Here is a 17,768-nt window from a genome sequence, read left to right on the forward strand (position 1 = left end):
CTTCCGGTTGCCAGGACAGTCTGCGCTCTTGGTTGCGGCGAACATTGATCTGCCGCAACCGGCGGCTGAGCGTCAGGCGGGTTCTGCCGCCGGGATCTGGTCGCGGACGGTCTGAGCCACCCGCATCAGCACTTCGTCGATCACGTCCGGACGCACGTCCGAGACCATGCCGCCGAAGTGGACGTGATCCACCACCGTCAGTCCGCACGTGCCGGCCAGGTGATGATCGAACAGCCGCTCCAGGTCGTGCAGCACGTGCGTGTCGCGCAGCCACCGTTCCGGAGCGCCCGAGGTGGTGAAGCTGAGCAGCCGACGCCCGTTCAGCTGCGGCTCGGTCCCGCCGAACCCCGGCTCGAAGCCGAACCCCATGCCGAACACCCGGTCGACATAGCCCTTCAGGATGGCCGGCGGCCCGTTGAACCACATCGGATAGATGAAGACGAAGAGGTCCACGTCCGACAGCCGCTCGCGCTCGGCCATGACGTCGGCGCCGAAGGTCGGAGCCTTCGGTCCGGGGATCTCCTCGGCGCGCAGGCAGGGATCAAAGCCCATGGCGTAGAGGTCGCGCACCAGCACCTCATGGCCCTCCGCCTGGAGGGCCCGGGCGCAGGCTTCGGCGATGGCGGCGTTCAGGCTGTTGCGGGCAGGGTGGGCGCGGACGATAGCGGTTTTCATGGCGGTCATCCTTCAGCGGGCGGTGTAGCCGCCGTCGATCACGAGTTCGGTTCCGGTGACGAACTTGGCCTCGTCCGAGGCCAGGTAGACGCAGCCCCACGCGATGTCGTCGGGCTCCCCCAGGTGGCCCAGGGGGTGCAGCGCCGCCACGGCCTCGCGGCCCGCGGCGATCTCGCCCTGGTCCTTCAGGAAGCCTTCGACCATCGGCGTCCAGATGAAGCCGGGGTGCACCGAGTTCACCCGGATCCTGTCCGGCGCGTAGAGCAGGGCGTCGGTCTTCGACATCAGCCGCACCGCGCCCTTCGAAGCGTGATAGGGCGGCACGTCCGGCGCCGAGACCAGGCCGTAGATCGACGACAGGTTGATGATCGAGCCGCCGCCGGCCCGGCGCAGGTGCGGGACAGCGTGCTTGGTGCAGAAGAACACGCCCTTGACGTTGATCGCCTGCACGAAGTCCCACTCGGCCTCGGTGATCTGGTCGGTCGCCTTGTTGGCGCCCGCGACCCCGGCGTTGTTCACCAGGATGTCCAGCCGTCCGAAGCGTTCGGCCACCTCGCCGAGGACGCGTTTGACTTCACCCTCGCGGGCGACGTCCAGGGGCCAGAAGTCGGCCTGCAGTCCGCGGGCCGACAGCTCGTTGGTCAGGGTCTCGCCCTCCAGCGTCTGCAGATCGAGGATCGCCACGGCGGCGCCTTCCTCGGCCATGCGCCGCGCGATCGCCGCGCCGATGCCGACGCTGGCGCCGGTTATCGCGGCCACCTTGCCCTTTAGCCGGTCCATGCGTGCTCCCAGGTTTCAACCTAAGGTGAAGGACGGGGCCTGCGGGCGCCTTGCGTTAGATCAAAGGGACGGCGGCCTAGGCGGCTTAGGTAGGGACCATGAGCGTTCATCTCAGCTTCCACGGCGCCGCCGGGTGCGTCACCGGTTCATGCGCGAGGCTGGAGACGCCCCGCGCCCGGGTGCTGGTGGACTGCGGCATGTTCCAGGGATCCAAGTCCCTGAAGGCGCTCAACTATGAGCGCTTCCCCTTCGACGTGCGCGAGCTCGACGCCGTCCTCCTCACGCACGCGCACATCGACCATTCCGGCCTGCTGCCCAAGCTCAAGCGCGAAGGCTTCCGCGGCCGCATCCTCGCCACCGCCGGCACGCGCGAGCTCTGCGAGGTAATGCTGGCCGACGCGGCGCATATCCAGGAAAGCGAGGTGCGCCAGCTCAACCGCCGCAACGAGCGCCGGGGGCGCCCGGCGGTGGAACCGATCTACCGCCTGCGCGACGCGGCCGAGACGCTGGAGCTGTTCGACCCGGTCTCCCTGAACGAGACGGTGGACGTCGCACCGGGCGTGAAGGCGCGGTTCTGGGAAGCCGGCCACATCCTCGGCTCGGCCTCGGTCGCCGTGGAGGCGCAGGGGGAAGACGGCCGGGTCGAAATCTTGTTCTCGGGCGATCTGGGACCCGGCGGCCGCGACTTCATGCCCGATCCCGAGGGGCCGGCCGGCGTCGGCCATCTCGTCCTGGAGTCCACCTATGGCGCGCGCGAGCGGGCGATCCTCGACCCGGCCGGCCGCCGCCGCGAACTGGCTCAGGCCCTGCGCGACGCGCACCGCCTTGGCGGGCCGGCCCTGATACCGGCCTTCGCCGTCGAGCGCTCTCAGGAGCTGCTCGCCGACATCCAGATCCTGGCAGCGTCGGGCGAAATCCCGCCCACCGACATCTTCCTGGACTCGCCGCTGGCCATCGAGGCGACCGAGGTCTTCGTCCGCCACGGATGGAACGCGCAGCTCGGCCGCAATCCGTTCGAGGACCTCCGCGCCAGCGGTCGGCTCCAGTTCCTGCGCGAGCCGTGGGAGTCCGACCGTCTCGAGAAGCTGGCGGGCTGGCACATCATCATGGCCGCCAGCGGCATGTGCGAAGCCGGCCGGGTGCGCAAGCACCTCAAGCGCCTGCTCTGGCGGCGCGACGCCACGGTCCTGCTCGCCGGCTTCCAGGCGGGCGGCACGCTGGGCCGCATCCTCGCCGAAGGCGCCAAGCGGGTGACGATCCAGGGCGAGGAGGTGCTTGTCCGCGCGCAGGTGCGCTCGCTCGACATCTATTCGGGCCATGCCGACGCCAAGGGGCTCGTCGGCTGGGCCAGCGCCCGTCGGCCCGTGGCCGGCGAGGTCTTCCTCAACCACGGCGAGCCCGACGGGCTGGCGGCCTTGCGCGAGCGGCTGGTCGCCGCCGGCTTCGATCCCGGCCGCATCGTCATCCCCACCGTGGACGCCCGCTACCGTTTGACGCCCGTCGCCGCCGAGCAGGTGGGCGAGGGGACGCGCATCTTGCCCGGCGCGCCGGCCCGGCCCGACTGGCACAACCGGCGGGTCGAGATGCTCATGCGCCTGGACGAGCGGCTCGCGGCGCTCGGCTCCGACGCCGAGCGTGAGGCGCTGCTGGCCAGGCTGTCGGACGCCCTGAACGGCCGCTGAGCATGCTCGCGTGGGCTCAGCTCCTGCCGTTCATCGCGGCCGCGCTCATCGTCGAGCTCACGCCGGGTCCGAACATGGGCTACCTGGCCGTTGTCGCCGCAAGGCAGGGCCGTCGTGCCGGGCTGGTCACCGTCGCGGGCGTCACCGCCGGCTTGGCGCTCTGCCTGCTCGCCTCAATCGGCGGCCTGGTGGAACTGCTCGCGGCCCGGCCGTCGCTGCTGGCGGGCCTGCGCTGGGTCGGCGTCGCCTATTTCCTGTGGCTCGCCGTCGACGCCTGGCGGGCCTCGACGGCGGCGGCGGCCGGCGAACCCGTGACGGACGGACGGCTCTTCACCCGCGGCCTCATCGTCAACCTGCTGAACCCCAAGGCGCTGCTGCTCTACGTGGCGCTGTTGCCCGGCTTCCTGGAGGCGGGACGAGGACGGGTCGAGGTCCAGGCCCTGCTGCTCGGCCTCATCCACATCGCCATCGCCGTGGCGGTCCATCTCGGGATCGTATTGGGCGCCGTCCGGGTCCGGGACGGGCTGACGGGCGCCGGTGCGGGCGCGCCGGCCTGGCTGCAGCCCGCGGCGGCGGTGCTGCTCGTCGGCGTGGCCGCCTGGCTGGCGCTCTCGGCGCTCTAAGGGGGCGGCTCGGCGCTGCCGGATCAGACCCTCGTCCCGTCCTCCGCCATGCCGCGGTACGCCTCCACGAGGACCTTCGGTGACGGGAACCTTCACCGCAGCCAAGCTTTAAAGCTCCGCGCCGCGGTTCCCGCTGCGGCGCGGGGGAAAGCATGTCCGGGGCTCCGATCCAGTCCGTCGCCGAAATCATTCCGACGCTCGACACGGCGAACTCGCCGCTGGGCGCCGTCAAGTCCTGGCCGGCGGAGCTGCGCACCGTCGTGGACCTGCTGCTGCCGGCCAAGGCCGAGATCGTGCTCTTCTGGGGTCCGGAGTACGTGGCCCTCTACAACGACGCCTACGCGCCCACGATCGGCGACAAGCATCCCGGCGCCTTCGGCCGGCCGGCAATCGAGAACTGGCGCGAGCTCTGGGACGATCTCGAGCCGCTGCTGGCGGGCGTGCGCCGCACGGGCGAGACCTTCCATGCCAGGGACCGCCCGTTCTACATCGAGCGCCACGGCGGCCAGGGCGAGACCGTCTACTTCGACGTCTCCTATTCGCCGGTCCGGCAGGCAGACGGCCACGTGGGCGGCGTGCTGTGCATCGTCAGCGAGACGACCGCCCGGGTCCGTGCGCTTGAGCGCGCCGCCCATTCGGAGGCCCAGTTCCAGGCCATCGCCGACAGCGTCGACCAGATGATCTGGGCCACCACGCCGGACGGCTATCACGACTACTACAACAAGCGCTGGTACGAGTTCACCGGCGTGCCGGAGGGCTCCACCGACGGGGAAGCGTGGAACGGCATGTTCCACCCGGACGACCGGGGACGCGCCTGGGCGACGTGGCAGCTGTGCCTGGAGACGGGTGCGCCCTATCACATCGAGTACCGCCTGCGGCATCGCTCCGGCCAGTACCGCTGGGTGCTCGGCCGTGCCCAGCCGGTGCGGGACGACGCCGGCCGCATAGCCCGCTGGTACGGCACCTGCACCGACATCCATGACCTCAAGCTCGCCCGCGACGCCCTGCAGGACGAGCGCGAGGCGCTCGAGATCCTGAACGCCGTCGCCACCCGGGTCGCCGCCGAGTACGACCTCGACAAGCTCGTGCAGACCGTCGTCGACGCCGGCGTCGAACTCTCGGGCGCCGAGTTCGGCGCGTTCTTCTACAACGTCCTCGACGCCGAGGGCGAAAGCTACATGCTCTACGCGCTCTCGGGCGCTGACCGGGCCCACTTCGACAAGTTCCCGATGCCCCGCAACACGGCCGTGTTCGCCCCGACATTCGAAGGCCAGGGCATGGTCCGCTCGGCCGATATCACCAAGGATCCCCGCTACGGCCGGAACGCGCCGCGCAGCGGCATGCCCGAGGGCCATCTTCCGGTGCGCAGCTACCTGGCCGCGCCGGTCACCCTCCGCTCGGGCGAGGTGGTGGGCGGGCTGTTCTTCGGCCACGCGACGACCGGCGTGTTCGACGAGCGCGCCGAACGCCTGCTGGAGGGTCTGGCCGCCCAGGCGGCCATCGGCATCGAGACCTCGCGCCTCGTCCAGCGCCTGCAGAGCCTCAACGAGGGCCTGGAGAGCGAGGTCGCCGCGCGCACCGCCGAGCGCGACCAGATCTGGCAGACCAGCCAGGACCTGCTGCTCGTCGCCGACCTGGAGGGCGTCTTCCGCTCCGTCAGCCCGGCCTGGGAGCGGCTGCTCGGCTGGAGGGCCGACGAGCTCGTCAACCGCACGGGCGACTGGCTCGTGCACCCGGAGGACCTGGCGCCGACGCGCGACGAGATCGCCCGGCTGGGCGGCGGCGAGACCAGCGACGGCTTCGAGAACCGCTTCCGCCACCGCGACGGCAGCTACCGCACCCTGTCGTGGACGGCCACGCGCTCGGGCGATCTGCTCTACGCCGCCGCGCGCGACGTCACCGCCGAGCGCCAGCGGCAGCAGGAGCTGGCCGACACCCAGGAACGCCTGCGGCAGGCGCAGAAGATGGAGACGGTCGGCCAGCTCACCGGCGGGGTGGCGCACGACTTCAACAACCTGCTCCAGGTCGTCACCGGCAACCTCGAGACCCTCCAGCGCAACCTGGACCCGGAACAGACGCGTCTGCGCCGCGCCGCCGACAACGCCATGACCGGCGCCCGGCGCGCCGCCACCCTGACCCAGCGCCTGCTGGCCTTCGCCCGCCGCCAGCCGCTCAACCCGCGCCCGCTCGATCCCGACAAGGTGGTCCAGGGCATGTCCGAGCTGCTGCACCGCACCTTGGGCGAGACCATCGCGGTCGAGACCGTGCTGTCGCCGGGTGTCTGGCGCATCGAGGCCGACGCCAACGGGCTGGAGAACGCCATCCTCAATCTCGCGGTCAACGCCCGCGACGCCATGCTAGGCGGTGGCAAGCTCACCATCGAGACCGCCAACGCTCACATCGACGTGGGCTACGCGCGCCGCAACGTCGAGGTGACGCCCGGCCAGTACGTGATGTTCTCGGTGTCCGACACCGGTCAGGGCATGCCGCCGGAGGTGGCCGAGAAGGCGTTCGAGCCGTTCTTCACCACCAAGGAGGTCGGGCGAGGCACCGGCCTGGGCCTGTCCATGGTCTATGGCTTCGTCAAGCAGTCCGGCGGCCACGTGAAGATCTATTCCGAGGTGGGGCAGGGGACGACGGTGCGCCTCTACTTCCCGCGCCTGGTCAGGGAGGCCGAGGTTCCCGAGGAAGAGCCGGCGCCCTTCGCGCCCGAGGCCGAGAACTGCGAGACCATCCTGGTCTGCGAGGACGACGACGATGTCCGCGCCTATTCGGTCGAGACGCTGCGCGAGCTGGGCTATCGCGTGCTGGAGGCCCACGACGGCCCCTCGGCCCTGCGCCTGCTGGAGCGGCAGGAGGGCCGCGTCGACCTGCTGTTCACCGACGTCGTCCTGCCCAGCGGCATGACCGGCGCCGAGGTCGCCCGCGCGGCTCGCGAGATCCAGCCGAACCTGCCGATCCTGTTCACCACCGGCTACGCCCGCAACGCCATCGTCCACCAGGGCCGCCTGGATCCGGGCGTCGAGCTGATCACCAAGCCGTTCAGCTACGCCGAGCTGGCCGCCCGCATTCGCGACAGCCTCGACGCCGCCAGGGCGGGCCAGACGCAAGAAAAGATTTAGTTCCACGCGCTACGTCGATTTCCGACAGACGGTGGTCCTCAACCATGGGATGATCGGCACATCGTCGGCCGACTTCCTGGGCGCCGGCGGCTGAGAGAGGGACTTGGCCAGAGGTCCCGTGCTCCCGCCTGACGTGCCGGAGCGTCGCTATGCCTCTTTACACCTTTCATCCCTGTCGCGCGGACGGCACGTCGGACACCTTCGTCACCGTCGACCTGCGCGGCGATCACGAGATCGAAGCCTACGCCCGCGGTCTGCTGGCGCAGCATTCGAGCTGCGCCTGCGTCGAAGTCTGGCAGGAAGAACGCGAGATCGCCGAGTTCCGCCGCAGCGAGTTCGCGGTCGGATAGATCCGACCGCTTCCCCAAACCGCCGCCAGCGCCTACCTCTTCCCGATGGCCGTCGCATTCACCCGGGAAGAAGATTACGAGGCGCAGGCCGCCGATCTCCCTGACCGTCCGATATCGCCGCACCCCAACCTGGTGACGGCCCGTGGCCTGGCCGCCATCGAGGCCGAGCTCGCCGCGGCGCGGGCCGCCTACAGCGCCGCCCAGGCGGCCGGAAAGGACGGGGCCGGCGTCTCGGCCGACCGCACCGCGATGGCCAGGGCGACCCGCGACCTTCGCTACTGGTCCGCCCGCCGCGCCAACGCCCAGCTCACCGAGCTGGATGGCGACCCCGACAAGGTCCTGTTCGGCCGCGCCGTCGAGATCGAGCGCGAGGACGGCCGGCGCCAAACCTTCCGCATCGTCGGCGAGGATGAGGCCGACCCCGCGGCCGGCAGCGTCTCCTACGTCAGCCCGCTGGCCAAGGCGCTGCTGGGCAAACGTGTCGAGGACGTCGTGATGGTCAACGGCGCCGAGGTCGAGATCGTGGCTGTACGGTAGCGATGAACCCTCCGCGGCCGCCGGGCCAAGGAGGGAACCTTCGCCATAGGCAGGTGTTTGGCCCGCAAGCAAAAGGGAACCCTCATGCGCAAGACCATGATCGCCAGCGGCATCGCCGCCCTGGCCCTGATCCCCAGCCTCGCCCACGCCCAGCAGACCTGCGAGGAGCGGCGCAACAACCGCATCGCCGGCACGGTGGTCGGGGGCGCGCTGGGCGCCATCGCGGGCAGCGCGGTGGCCGGCCGCGGCGACCGTAACGAAGGCGCGGTGATCGGCGGCCTCGCCGGCGCCGTCATCGGCAACCAGGTGTCCAAGGGCAACGGCGACTGCCGCCGCGCCTACGGCTGGTACGACAACAACGGCGTCTGGCACTCCAACGCCGTGGAGCGCAGCTACGCCCAGGGCTACTACGATCGCAACGGCAACTGGATCGAGGGCAGCCCGCCCTCCGGCTCCTGGGACCGCAACGGCCGCTGGGCCATGTCGGCCGGCAGCTACGGCTCCCCCGCCAACAGCTACGGCGCGCCCAGCTACACCTACCGCTACCGCTCGGAATGGCGCGACGCCCCGGAAGACATCCGCCAGCGCACCGACTGGCTGGAGCGCCGCATCGTCCGCAGCCGCAACAACGGCGCCATTTCGCGCCGCGAGGCCCAGCGGGCCATGGGCACGCTGCAGGACATCCGCCGCCAGGAGAGCGCCTACTATCGTGACGGCCGTCTCGACGGCCGCGAGGCCGACACCCTCATGGCCCGCCTCGACGACCTGAACGCCCAGATCCGCTACGACCGCCGCGACTAGGCGGCCTGAGTTCTACCTCCCCCGCGCGAGCGGGGGAGGGGGACCGTCGGTCGAGGCGCCGCGCAGAACGCCTCTGCGGAAATACAGCTTGGCCGTGGCGCTCCGGGGCGGCATATCGCCGGTCCCCATAGCCAAGCCACGAGACCTCCGCCTTGCGCCTGCTGCCGCTCGCCCTTGCCCTCAGCCTGTTCGCCGCGCCCGCGCTGGCCCAGGACACCTCCAGACAGATGCTCGACATGGCGCGGCAGATCCGCGCCCAGGCCGCGCAGATGAAGGACATGCTGTCGCCGCAGGACTACGCCGACATGCTGGCCCAGGCGGCGCAGATCGAACAGGACGTCCGCGAAGGCGGCTTCGCGGTCCCTGTCGCCCAGGAGCCCGTCACCGCGGCCAAGCGGATCGCCGACGCCCATAACGGCCGTCTCGATTGGCTCGACGGCGAAGCTGCTTGCGTCGGCTACGGCTGGGAGAACCATCGGACGTTCGTGTCGAACTACGGCGATCCCGAGCGCGACCGCCTCTGCCGCACCGCCTTCGCCCACTACGAGAAGTACTTCCTCGCGATCCGCAGCGGCGCCGGCTCGGCCGCCGCCGAGCCCGACCTGATCGCCTATGACCGCGCCGCCCAGGCGGCGGTGGAGTACTACGCAAGCACCCACCGCTAGCGCGCGAGCAACCTACCGCCCCCGCAACGCGGGGGCGGGCAGCCTCTTGGACTTTGGTGCCTCAACCTTTCGCGATGGCGCCTGTAACGCCGGGATCGGCCGCAACTGAGCTGACCGATAGATGCTGGCCGGCATCGCGCCTCCGGTACTTACCTTCGGTATCTTCGTGTTGCAAAGCGGTTGCGCGGTTCGAGCAACACTAAAGCCGCCGTCGGCGCAACCGATCTAGCTTAGAGTTCCGGGGCGCCCTCGTCGATCGGACAGCGCCCGGAAGCGGCCTTCGATTCTCTCAGCAATCGCTGTCATCGTCGCTCCACGCTTCGGATCCAGGAGTGGGCGAGAAGGGTCGTCAGTAAGAGCGTCCAATACTTCATAAGCAAACGGCACCTTGGGAATTTCTTGGCCTGTGATGCTTATATATCTCTTCTCCAGCGCGTCCATTTTTCGGCTGGTCTTGAAATCTACCTTGGTCAATCTTGCTCCGTTGGGGAAATACTTGTCCAGTAATGAATTGGCTGCGTGCAGCAGGAGTTCGGTATGGAGGAAATCTTCAAACTCCAGACCTCCTGTGGTGGACGTGCCGAGTGAGAAGACGTTCTCCTTGGGAATTCCTTTTTCAATCAGTCTTTTACGTATGCTTTCGCCGCCGCCGTCCCCATCCACGAGATATAAGACGCCAGTAGCCTTGCCTATCGCCGGGGCATGGAGGGGGCCGTCCGCATACGATAGGCCGGGAACAAATTGAAAGCCGAGGATGTCCTTCTGCAAGGCAGCGCGCATGATGCTCGGCAACAGCAACATGTCTGATGGCCCTTCGACCATCACGGCATTCCGCGTGGGGAAGAACGCAAGTGTACCGGCCCCCATACCGTAGAGTAGGGGGGTGAACCCTGGATCGCTCTCAGCCCAGAACTCGTTCCGGACTTCGCTGCGCGTCTCGTCTCGGGCGGAAGGCCGCGCAAATCTCACCCCGTTGCCCAAGTCTTCCGGCAGGCATCCGGCAGAGTGGGTAGTGTAGATTACCTTGGATGCGAACTGCTGTCGCGCTAGCATTTGCACAAGATCCGCCTGAGCATCGTAGTGCAGTCGTTGTTCAGCTTCGTCAATTAGAAGTATTGTTCCTTCTTTCCAGCTACCTCCAGCAAATGCTAGCAAAGCGACGAATTGTCGAAGGCCGTCACTTCGTTCAGCAAGCGATGTGAATTCCTCTTGTTCATTGACAACTTGAATAACTATGCTCTCGTCCCTAACGCGTAGGGTCACATGGACTCCCGATTGTCTCCATTCCGTCGTGAACCGCCGCTCCAAGCTCTTGTTCGCCCTGCGTTCAATGGTGCTTACAAGGGCAGTGTCATCAGCCTTATGGGCGGCGATCAGCTCATGGATGTCTAGTTCGGCTATGTCGCACAGGTTCTCAAGTGCGGCCGGTATGCCGTTATCGAGCTCTGCTATCGTGTACTCAGGCTCTAGATTGCGCGAGTCCTCACCTGAACGGCCGCCCCCGGCGCCGTTCAGGCTCGCCGGCCTAGCGTCACCCTCAACGGCCTTTCCCTTCAAGGCCCCGAGGAGATGCACGCATGAAGACGCTCATCCTGGCCGGCGCGGTCGCGGTTGCGACGCTCACCGCCGGCGCCGCCATGGCCCAGCCTTACGGCTACTACGGCTACGACAACGGTTATCGATACGGCGGCTACGACCGCGACTATCGCTACGCCCGCCAGCGCGACAGCGACCGCGACGGCATCCCGGACCGCCGCGAGTGGAACCGCGACCGCGACCGTGACGGCCGTCCCGACCAGTACGACCGCTATGACAACCGCCGCGGCCATCGCTACGGCCACGCCTATGGCCATCGCTACAACCGCTACGATCGGTATGACCGCTACGACGACCGCGGCTATTACGGCCACCGCTGGTAGTCCGCGCCGCAGTCGAGGATAGGAAGCCCCGGCCCGCGACGCCGGGGCTTCTCCGTTGTGTTCCCGGCTGGCGCCGGAAGTCATGCGGGCGGCGCCAGCGGTCATGGCCGTGCGAGCCCGGCGGCGTCTAGCCTTGCGCCATGACGCTCTATCCGCTCCCAGTGCTCATCCACGTGGCCGCCGGCGCGGCGGCGATCGTCGCGGGCTTCGTGGCCCTGGCCGCCGGGAAGGGCGGCGGCCTGCACCGACGCGCCGGGCAAACCTTCTTCGCCGCCATGCTGGTGATGGCCGCCACCGCCGGCGTGCTCTCGCTCATTGCGTTTCAACGCACCAATATCAGCGCCTCGGCATTCGCCCTCTGCCTGACGCTCAGCGCCTGGTCGGCGGCGCGCCAGCCCGCCGGCGCCCTGGGGCCCATCGAGCGGTTCGGACCGGCGGCGGCGTTCGGCGTGGCGGGACTTTCCCTCCTGATGGGCGCGCTGCCCGGCGACCCGGGCGATGCGCCGGGCGTTCCCTTCGTCATCATGGCGCTGGCGGGACTGGCCGCAGTCCTGGACCTGCACGTGGTGCGCAAGGGCGGGCTTGCCGGCTATCCGCGGCTGCGCCGCCACGTCTGGCGCGTCTGCCTGGCGCTGTTCATCGCCGCGGGCTCGTTCTTCCTGGGCCAGCAGGACGAGATGCCGGCCGCCGCGCGGGGCTCACCGCTGCTGACGGTCCCGCCGCTGACCGCGCTGGGCGCCTTGGCCTATTGGATGGCGAAGTCGCGGCCCCGCCGCAGGGTTCGTCCGGCCGCAATCGGACGCTGAGGGGGCCGCTCCTTCGTCAGCTCACTCGGCGGGTTCCAGCCGTTCGCCTGGGACGGCGTCGCCCACCAGCGTGCCGTCCAGCCAGGCCAGGATGTCGTTGTTGATGATCTCGGCGTGCGTCGAGGCCATGCCGTGCGGCAGGCCGGGATAGACCTTCAGCGTCCCGTCCTTCACCAGCTTGATCGCCTTCAGCGCGGAGTCGTGGATCGGCACGATCTGGTCGTCGTCGCCGTGCATGATGAAGACGGGCACGTCGATCGTCTTGAGGTCCTCGGTGAAGTCGGTTTCCGAGAACGCCTTGATGCAGTCGTAGTGGGCCTTCACGCCGCCCATCATCCCCTGTAGCCACCACTTGTCGATCAGCCCCTGGCTGACCTTCGCGCCAGGCCGGTTGAAGCCGTAGAACGGCCCCGCCGGGACGTCCTTGAAGAACTGCGCCCGGTCGGCCAGCGTGGCGGCCCGGAAACCGTCGAAGACCTCCAGCGGCAGGCCCTCGGGGTTGCTGTCCTTCTTCACCATCACAGGCGGCACGGCGCCGATCAGGACGGCGCGGGCGGCCCGGTCCGTTCCGTGGCGGCCGAGGTAGTGGGCGACTTCGCCGCCGCCGGTCGAGTGGCCGACGTGGATGGCGTCCTTCAGGTCCAGCGCCTCGACCAGCGCGCGCAGGTCGTCGGCGTAGGTGTCCATCTCGTTGCCGTCCCAGGTCTGGGTCGAGCGGCCGTGGCCCCGGCGGTCGTGCGCGATGGCGCGATAGCCGTGGTCGGCGAAGAACATCATCTGCGCATCCCAGTCGTCGGCGGTGAGCGGCCAGCCGTGGCTGAACACGATCGGCTGTCCGTCCTTGGGACCCCAGTCCTTGTAGAAGATCTGGGCGCCGTCCTTGGCGGTGACGTAGGGCATCGCATGCCTCCTTGGGATTGGAGAGGGCAGGGCGGTTCCTGCCGCACCCACCATAGCGCCGCCATAAGTCGGTTGGACGACCAAACGCCGGCGCTGACGAAAGCGTGAGCGCGACGCCTCAGAACACGCCCATCGCAAGCCCAGCCGCCAGGGCGGCGCCCAGATCGCGGGCGACGGCCAGGTCGGCCTCGCCGATCACCTTCTCCGCCGCGATGGCCTCCGGCGTCTGGGCGTGGGTGCAGACGATCAGCGGCTCGGCGACGGGCTTCAGCCGCCAGCCGACAGCGATCCGGGCGAGCTGGCGGGCGGCGTTCTCGCCGTCGGAGCCCGCGGCGATCACGCAGGCGTATGGCCGGCCGTTCAGCCGATCGAGCACGGCGTAGTAGGTCCGGTCGAAGAACTCCTTCATCTCCCCGGACAGCGCCGCCAGGTTCTCAGGGCAGGCGAAGAGGAAGCCGTCGGCGGCCAGCAGGTCCTCCGCGGTCGCCTCGGCGGCCCGGCGGACGACGACCTCGGCCTCGCCGGCGGCGCCGGCCGCCGCCGCCTCGGCCAGGGCGCGGCTCGCGCCGGTCCGCGAATGCCAGACGATGAGGAGTCGCTTCATGGGCCGAACCTACCGTCGCCCTTGCCAGCGGCAAACGGACGCCTAAGCTCGGCGGAAACAAACCGAAAGTTCGAGGGGGGCTTACAATGATCATCAACCGCCGCTACGCCGCGGCCCTGACCGCTGTCGCGCTGGTGCTGGCGCCGCAGACGGGCTTCGCCCAGGCGGCCAAGAAGGCGCCGGCGCTGGAGCTTTCCCAGACGGTCGCGCCCGAGGCCGTGGGCTTCGACAGCCAGCGCCTGGCCCGGCTGGACGCCTACATGGCCAAGGTGGTCGCCGACGGCCGCGTGCCCGGCATGACGACCCTGCTGGCTCGTCACGGCAAGGTGGTGTCGTTCAAGACCTACGGCGCCAAGTCCTACGGCGGCGCGCCGATGACGCCGGACACCATCTTCCGCATCTACTCGATGACCAAGCCGGTCACGGGCGTGGCGATGATGATCCTGTTCGAGGAGGGCAAGTGGCGCCTCGACGACCCGGTCACCCGCTACGTGCCCGAGTTCAAGAACCTCCGGGTGATGAAGGGCGTGGACGGCAACGGCAAGCCGATCCTCGAGGACATCAAGCGCCCGCCGACCATGCGCGAGATCATGAGCCACACGGCGGGCTTCGGCTACGGCCTCCAGGACGAGCACCCGGTCGACAAGCTCTATCGCGAGAAGGGCGTCCTCTCGGCGCCCTCGACCCAGGCGATGATCGAACGCACCGCCGAGATCCCGCTGGTGTTCCAGCCGGGCACGGACTGGCGCTACTCCAGCTCGGTCGATATCCAGGGCTACATCGTCGAGAAGCTCACCGGCATGACGCTCGGCCAGTTCATGGATCAGCGCATCTTCAAGCCGCTGCGTATGAACGACACGGCCTTCTACGTGCCTGCCGCCAAGGCCGGGCGGCTGGCGCCGGTCTATTACTACAACCGCGACAGCAAGAAGGTGGAGGAGGCCAAGGTCCTCTTCGGCGGCGAGATGCCGACCTACCTGACTCCGCCCGCGTGGGAGAGCGGCGGCGGCGGCCTGGTGTCGACGACCATGGATTACGCCCGCTTCGCCCAGATGGTCGCCAACAAGGGCGAGCTGGACGGCGTCCGCATCCTCTCGCCGGCGTCCGTGGAGATGATGGGCACGAACGTGATCCCGAAGGACGTGCTGGTGTCGTCGAACGGCACCACCGGCTCGCGCTTCAACGAGGCCGTGGGCTTCGGCCTCGACTTCATGGTGGTGAACGACCCGCGCGCCGCCGGCACGCTGGAAGGCAAGGGCAGCATGAGCTGGGGCGGCGCGGCCGGCACCTGGTTCTGGGTCGATCCCACCAACGACGTGATCTTCGTGGGCATGATCCAGCGCCTGGGCGGCACGGGCGGCGACGACCTCGGCTCCGCCGCCCGCACGCTCACCTACCAGGCGCTGACGCACCCGGAGAAGTGACCGCGAAGCGAGTCATCCCGGAAGCCGCGCAGCGGCTATCCGGGATCCAGCTCGCGACAACCTACTTCGAATAGGCGGCCGGATAGGCGGTGTTCAGGTCCTTGTACCGGTCGCGCAGCTCGATCTGGCGCGAGGTGAGGGGCTGGGACTCGCCACGGACCAGGATGAGCTGGGGGCGCGACAGAGGCTCGAAGGGGTCGCCGGACCAGACCACCAGGTCGGCGTCCTTGCCGGGCTCCAGCGAGCCGACGCGGTTCGCCACGCCGAAGGCCCTGGCCGGGTTGATGGTCACCGCCTTCAGCGCCGCCTCGTAGGGCAATCCATAGGCCACCGCGTTACCGGCGTTGTAGCGGGTCTCGTGGGCCCGGTGGGCCCCGCCCTGGCCCTCGATGATCACCGCCACGCCGGCGGCGTTCAGCCGGGCGGCGTTCTCCAGGGTCGCGCCCAGGCTATCGAAGCCGGCGGGCCGGTCCTGGATCGGGTTGATGATCACGGGCACGCCCGCCGCGGCGATCTCGTCGGCCACCCGCCAGCCCTCGGTCGCCCCGGAGAGGATGATCTTGAGCTTCTCCTCCTTGGCCAGCTTGAGGATAGCCCGGATGTCGGACGCGCGGTTCGCCACCGCGATCAGCGGCATCCGCCCTTCGACCACCGGGATCAGCGCCTCGAGGTCGGCCTTGGAGAGCGCCAGGTCCCGGAATCCCGCACGCTCGTAGGCGGCGCGGTTGCGGGCATAGGCGCGGACGTCCTGCAGGATGGTCTTCAGCAGCACGATCTGCGCGCCGCGGGCTCCGCCCGAGAGCGCCGCCCCCCGCTCGCCGAACGGCGCCACCATGGCCACCTTGGCGCGCACCAGCGGATCGCCGGCCTCGGCCAGCTGGATCACCGCCGCCTGGCCCGAGAACAGGCCGTGCGTGTGCTCCGAGGCCCCGCCGCCGGCGGTGAGATCCTCGGCGCCGTCGTGGCTGTGGCCGTCGTCGCCGTCGCCGCCACGACTGGCCGGCCTCGGCGTCACGACGGCGCTGGTGATGCCGCCCAGCCGCGCCACCGGGATGACGAAGCTGTCCGGGTTCAGGGCGTACTGGACGTCGAAGGCGGCGCTGAGCTCGGGGTTGTCGACAGTGGCGTCCGTGCCAAGGGCGCCGATCTCCACCGCGCCCAGCAGGCTGTTGGCGGCCACGAAGCCCGGCGCGACCACGCCGCCCTTGGCGTCGACGATCTGGGCGCCCGCCGGAACAGACACGTTCGCCCCAACGGCGACGATCTTGCCGTCGCGGACCAGCACCGTGCCCTGGGCGATCTCGCCCGCCGGGCCGGCGGTCAGCACGCGACCGTTGGTGATGGCGAAAGTGGCCGCTTGGGTCTGGGCGGCGAAGGCGAGCGCCGCGACGGCCGCGCCCACCGAGAGGAAGGAACGTCTCATCGCAGGCCTCCCAGGCCGATCTCGAAGTCCGACTTGGCCTGGAACGCCGGATCGCGGCGGTCGTAGGCCACGGCGCCGTCGATCCAGACCCGCTCGGCGCGGGCGTAGACCGAGAAGGGGTTCTTGTCCCACAGGACGACGTCGGCCCGCTTGCCGGGCTCCAGGGTGCCGGTCTCCTTCAGGATGCCGATCGCCTTGGCCGGATTGGCGGTGATCCACTTGATGGCTTCGGCTTCCGAGATCTGCAGGCCCGCCGCCCGGCCGGCGGACAGCGCCTCGGCGGCCTCCTGGTTCAGCCGCTGGATCAGGTCGGGGTCGTCCGAGTGGATGATGGCGCAGGCGCCGGCGGCGTGGATCAGGGCGGCGTTCGCCTCGATGCCGTCGAACTGCTCCAGCTTTCCGCCCCACCAGTTGGCCCAGGTGGCGGCGCAGATGTCGTTCTGCGCCAGCAGGTCGGCGATCTTGTAGCCTTCGGTGGTGTGGTGGAACGACGTGATCTTGTAGCCGAACTCCCGGGCCACATCGATCATCTGGGCCATCTCGTCGGCGCGGTAGCAGTGGTTCTGGACCAGGATCTCGCCGCGCAGCACGCCGGCCAGGGTGTCGAGCTGCAGGTCACGCTTGGGCGGATCGACCTTCTCGCCGTCCTGCGACTTGCTGCGGTAGGCGTCCCACTTGCGGGCGTACTCGGCGGCGTTGATCCACGCGGCGCGGTAGCCGGCGACATTGCCCATCCGTGTCGAGGGCGAGCGGTTCCGGCCGCCGTAGACGCGCTTGGGGTTCTCGCCGCAGGCCATCTTCAGGCTGTGCGGCGCGCCGGGGAATTTCATGCCCTGGGTGGTCCGCGACGGCACGTTGCGCAGGGTGACGCCGCGCCCGCCGAACAGGTTGGCCGAACCGGGCAGGACGTGGACGGTCGTCACGCCGCCGGCGCGCGCCAGGTTGAAGCCAGGGTCCTGCGGCCACACCGAGTGCTCGGCCCAGACCTGGGCGGTATTGGGGTCGGTGATCTCGTTGCCGTCGGAGTGGGCGGGAACGGAGGGCGACGGATAAACGCCCAGATGCGAGTGGGCGTCGATCACGCCCGGCGTCACCCAGCGCCCGCGTGCGTCGACGACGTCATAGCCGGCGGGCGCGGCGGCGGCCTGTCCGACCGACTCGATCTTCCCGTCCCGCAGCAAGACGACGCCGCCTTCGATCTGCGCGCCCGTGCCCGTCAGGATGGTCGCGCCGACCAGCGCCGTCGGCCGGCCGGGCAGGGGGCGATAGGTGCTGGCGAACGCGTCCGCGGAGGCTTCCAGCCCCGGCGGCAGCGGTTTGCCCGCCGCCGCAGCAGGCTTCGTCGGCTCTTCCGACGTCGTCGCGCAGGCGGCGAGGCCCGCCGCCAGACTGGCGGCCAACGCCGCCCTCAGGATCTTTGACACTCGGTCCCCCGAACTTTCCGGGCGCGAGTTGAG

The 17,768-nt window shown here is 69.4% G+C and carries 17 protein-coding genes; 10 read left to right on the top strand and 7 right to left on the bottom strand.

Annotated elements, in window-relative coordinates:
* Positions 1-72 precede the first annotated feature (72 nt).
* Positions 73-675, bottom strand: a complete 603-nt coding sequence (locus ACO2Q0_RS13380) for an NAD(P)H-dependent oxidoreductase (protein WP_423352001.1) — start codon at positions 673-675, stop codon at positions 73-75.
* Positions 676-687: 12 nt separating this feature from the next.
* Positions 688-1,455, bottom strand: coding sequence for an SDR family NAD(P)-dependent oxidoreductase (locus tag ACO2Q0_RS13385; protein WP_423352002.1), 768 nt, complete (start codon positions 1,453-1,455; stop codon positions 688-690).
* A 98-nt stretch (positions 1,456-1,553) separates the two neighbouring features.
* Here ACO2Q0_RS13385 and ACO2Q0_RS13390 point away from each other — a divergent pair, with 98 nt between their 5' ends.
* The 7 genes from ACO2Q0_RS13390 (at position 1,554) to ACO2Q0_RS13420 (ending at position 9,235) form a co-directional block, all read left to right on the top strand.
* Positions 1,554-3,137: an MBL fold metallo-hydrolase gene (locus ACO2Q0_RS13390; protein WP_423352003.1), complete on the top strand. Its 1,584-nt coding sequence runs from the start codon at positions 1,554-1,556 to the stop codon at positions 3,135-3,137.
* 2 nt (positions 3,138-3,139) lie between these two features.
* On the top strand, positions 3,140-3,760 hold the full coding sequence (locus ACO2Q0_RS13395; protein ID WP_423352004.1) for a LysE family translocator: 621 nt from the start codon (positions 3,140-3,142) through the stop codon (positions 3,758-3,760).
* 152 nt (positions 3,761-3,912) lie between these two features.
* Entirely contained in the window at positions 3,913-6,882 is a 2,970-nt protein-coding gene (locus ACO2Q0_RS13400) for a PAS domain S-box protein (protein ID WP_423352005.1), read from the top strand.
* Positions 6,883-7,031: 149 nt separating this feature from the next.
* Entirely contained in the window at positions 7,032-7,232 is a 201-nt protein-coding gene (locus ACO2Q0_RS13405) for a hypothetical protein (RefSeq protein WP_423352006.1), read from the top strand.
* A 45-nt stretch (positions 7,233-7,277) separates the two neighbouring features.
* Entirely contained in the window at positions 7,278-7,769 is a 492-nt protein-coding gene (gene greA, locus ACO2Q0_RS13410; protein ID WP_423352007.1) for a transcription elongation factor GreA, read from the top strand.
* Positions 7,770-7,853: 84 nt separating this feature from the next.
* A complete protein-coding gene (locus ACO2Q0_RS13415) occupies positions 7,854-8,570 on the top strand; it encodes a glycine zipper 2TM domain-containing protein (protein ID WP_423352008.1) in 717 nt (238 codons plus the stop codon).
* A 152-nt stretch (positions 8,571-8,722) separates the two neighbouring features.
* On the top strand, positions 8,723-9,235 hold the full coding sequence (locus tag ACO2Q0_RS13420; RefSeq protein ID WP_423352009.1) for a hypothetical protein: 513 nt from the start codon (positions 8,723-8,725) through the stop codon (positions 9,233-9,235).
* Between the two features lie 225 nt (positions 9,236-9,460).
* Here ACO2Q0_RS13420 and ACO2Q0_RS13425 read toward each other — a convergent pair whose 3' ends face one another.
* Entirely contained in the window at positions 9,461-10,810 is a 1,350-nt protein-coding gene (locus ACO2Q0_RS13425; protein ID WP_423352010.1) for an ATP-dependent nuclease, read from the bottom strand.
* 2 nt (positions 10,811-10,812) lie between these two features.
* Here ACO2Q0_RS13425 and ACO2Q0_RS13430 point away from each other — a divergent pair, with 2 nt between their 5' ends.
* A complete protein-coding gene (locus ACO2Q0_RS13430; RefSeq protein WP_423352011.1) occupies positions 10,813-11,154 on the top strand; it encodes a hypothetical protein in 342 nt (113 codons plus the stop codon).
* Between the two features lie 140 nt (positions 11,155-11,294).
* Positions 11,295-11,960: a hypothetical protein gene (locus ACO2Q0_RS13435; RefSeq protein ID WP_423352012.1), complete on the top strand. Its 666-nt coding sequence runs from the start codon at positions 11,295-11,297 to the stop codon at positions 11,958-11,960.
* Positions 11,961-11,981: 21 nt separating this feature from the next.
* On the opposite strand, the gene ACO2Q0_RS13440 is transcribed toward ACO2Q0_RS13435, so the two are convergent.
* Positions 11,982-12,860, bottom strand: a complete 879-nt coding sequence (locus ACO2Q0_RS13440; protein WP_423352013.1) for an alpha/beta fold hydrolase — start codon at positions 12,858-12,860, stop codon at positions 11,982-11,984.
* A gap of 118 nt (positions 12,861-12,978) precedes the next feature.
* Positions 12,979-13,464 carry a flavodoxin family protein gene (locus ACO2Q0_RS13445; RefSeq protein ID WP_423352014.1) on the bottom strand — a complete coding sequence of 162 codons (486 nt, stop codon included), beginning with the start codon at positions 13,462-13,464 and terminating at the stop codon, positions 12,979-12,981.
* An 86-nt stretch (positions 13,465-13,550) separates the two neighbouring features.
* Here ACO2Q0_RS13445 and ACO2Q0_RS13450 point away from each other — a divergent pair, with 86 nt between their 5' ends.
* Positions 13,551-14,888, top strand: a complete 1,338-nt coding sequence (locus ACO2Q0_RS13450; protein WP_423352015.1) for a serine hydrolase domain-containing protein — start codon at positions 13,551-13,553, stop codon at positions 14,886-14,888.
* Between the two features lie 61 nt (positions 14,889-14,949).
* Here the strand turns inward: ACO2Q0_RS13450 and ACO2Q0_RS13455 are convergent, their stop codons facing one another.
* Entirely contained in the window at positions 14,950-16,311 is a 1,362-nt protein-coding gene (locus tag ACO2Q0_RS13455; protein WP_423352016.1) for an amidohydrolase family protein, read from the bottom strand.
* On the bottom strand, positions 16,308-17,735 hold the full coding sequence (locus tag ACO2Q0_RS13460; RefSeq protein ID WP_423352017.1) for an amidohydrolase: 1,428 nt from the start codon (positions 17,733-17,735) through the stop codon (positions 16,308-16,310). Before ACO2Q0_RS13460 ends, ACO2Q0_RS13455 begins: the two co-directional genes overlap by 4 nt.
* Between the last annotated feature and the right edge of the window lie 33 nt (positions 17,736-17,768).

Origin of the sequence: Phenylobacterium sp. VNQ135, assembly GCF_049445735.1 — a bacterium.
GTDB lineage: Bacteria > Pseudomonadota > Alphaproteobacteria > Caulobacterales > Caulobacteraceae > Phenylobacterium.

Bases quoted from the DNA above. Each gene is read 5' to 3' on its own strand.
- greA (WP_423352007.1), top strand. From the start codon at position 7,278: ATGGCCGTCGCATTCACCCGGGAAGAAGATTACGAGGCGCAGGCCGCC.
- ACO2Q0_RS13385 (WP_423352002.1), bottom strand. From the start codon at position 1,455: ATGGACCGGCTAAAGGGCAAGGTGGCCGCGATAACCGGCGCCAGCGTC.
- ACO2Q0_RS13390 (WP_423352003.1), top strand. From the start codon at position 1,554: ATGAGCGTTCATCTCAGCTTCCACGGCGCCGCCGGGTGCGTCACCGGT.
- ACO2Q0_RS13450 (WP_423352015.1), top strand. From the start codon at position 13,551: ATGATCATCAACCGCCGCTACGCCGCGGCCCTGACCGCTGTCGCGCTG.
- ACO2Q0_RS13405 (WP_423352006.1), top strand. From the start codon at position 7,032: ATGCCTCTTTACACCTTTCATCCCTGTCGCGCGGACGGCACGTCGGAC.
- ACO2Q0_RS13440 (WP_423352013.1), bottom strand. From the start codon at position 12,860: ATGCCCTACGTCACCGCCAAGGACGGCGCCCAGATCTTCTACAAGGAC.
- ACO2Q0_RS13395 (WP_423352004.1), top strand. From the start codon at position 3,140: ATGCTCGCGTGGGCTCAGCTCCTGCCGTTCATCGCGGCCGCGCTCATC.
- ACO2Q0_RS13455 (WP_423352016.1), bottom strand. From the start codon at position 16,311: ATGAGACGTTCCTTCCTCTCGGTGGGCGCGGCCGTCGCGGCGCTCGCC.
- ACO2Q0_RS13400 (WP_423352005.1), top strand. From the start codon at position 3,913: ATGTCCGGGGCTCCGATCCAGTCCGTCGCCGAAATCATTCCGACGCTC.
- ACO2Q0_RS13435 (WP_423352012.1), top strand. From the start codon at position 11,295: ATGACGCTCTATCCGCTCCCAGTGCTCATCCACGTGGCCGCCGGCGCG.
- ACO2Q0_RS13445 (WP_423352014.1), bottom strand. From the start codon at position 13,464: ATGAAGCGACTCCTCATCGTCTGGCATTCGCGGACCGGCGCGAGCCGC.
- ACO2Q0_RS13380 (WP_423352001.1), bottom strand. From the start codon at position 675: ATGAAAACCGCTATCGTCCGCGCCCACCCTGCCCGCAACAGCCTGAAC.
- ACO2Q0_RS13430 (WP_423352011.1), top strand. From the start codon at position 10,813: ATGAAGACGCTCATCCTGGCCGGCGCGGTCGCGGTTGCGACGCTCACC.
- ACO2Q0_RS13415 (WP_423352008.1), top strand. From the start codon at position 7,854: ATGCGCAAGACCATGATCGCCAGCGGCATCGCCGCCCTGGCCCTGATC.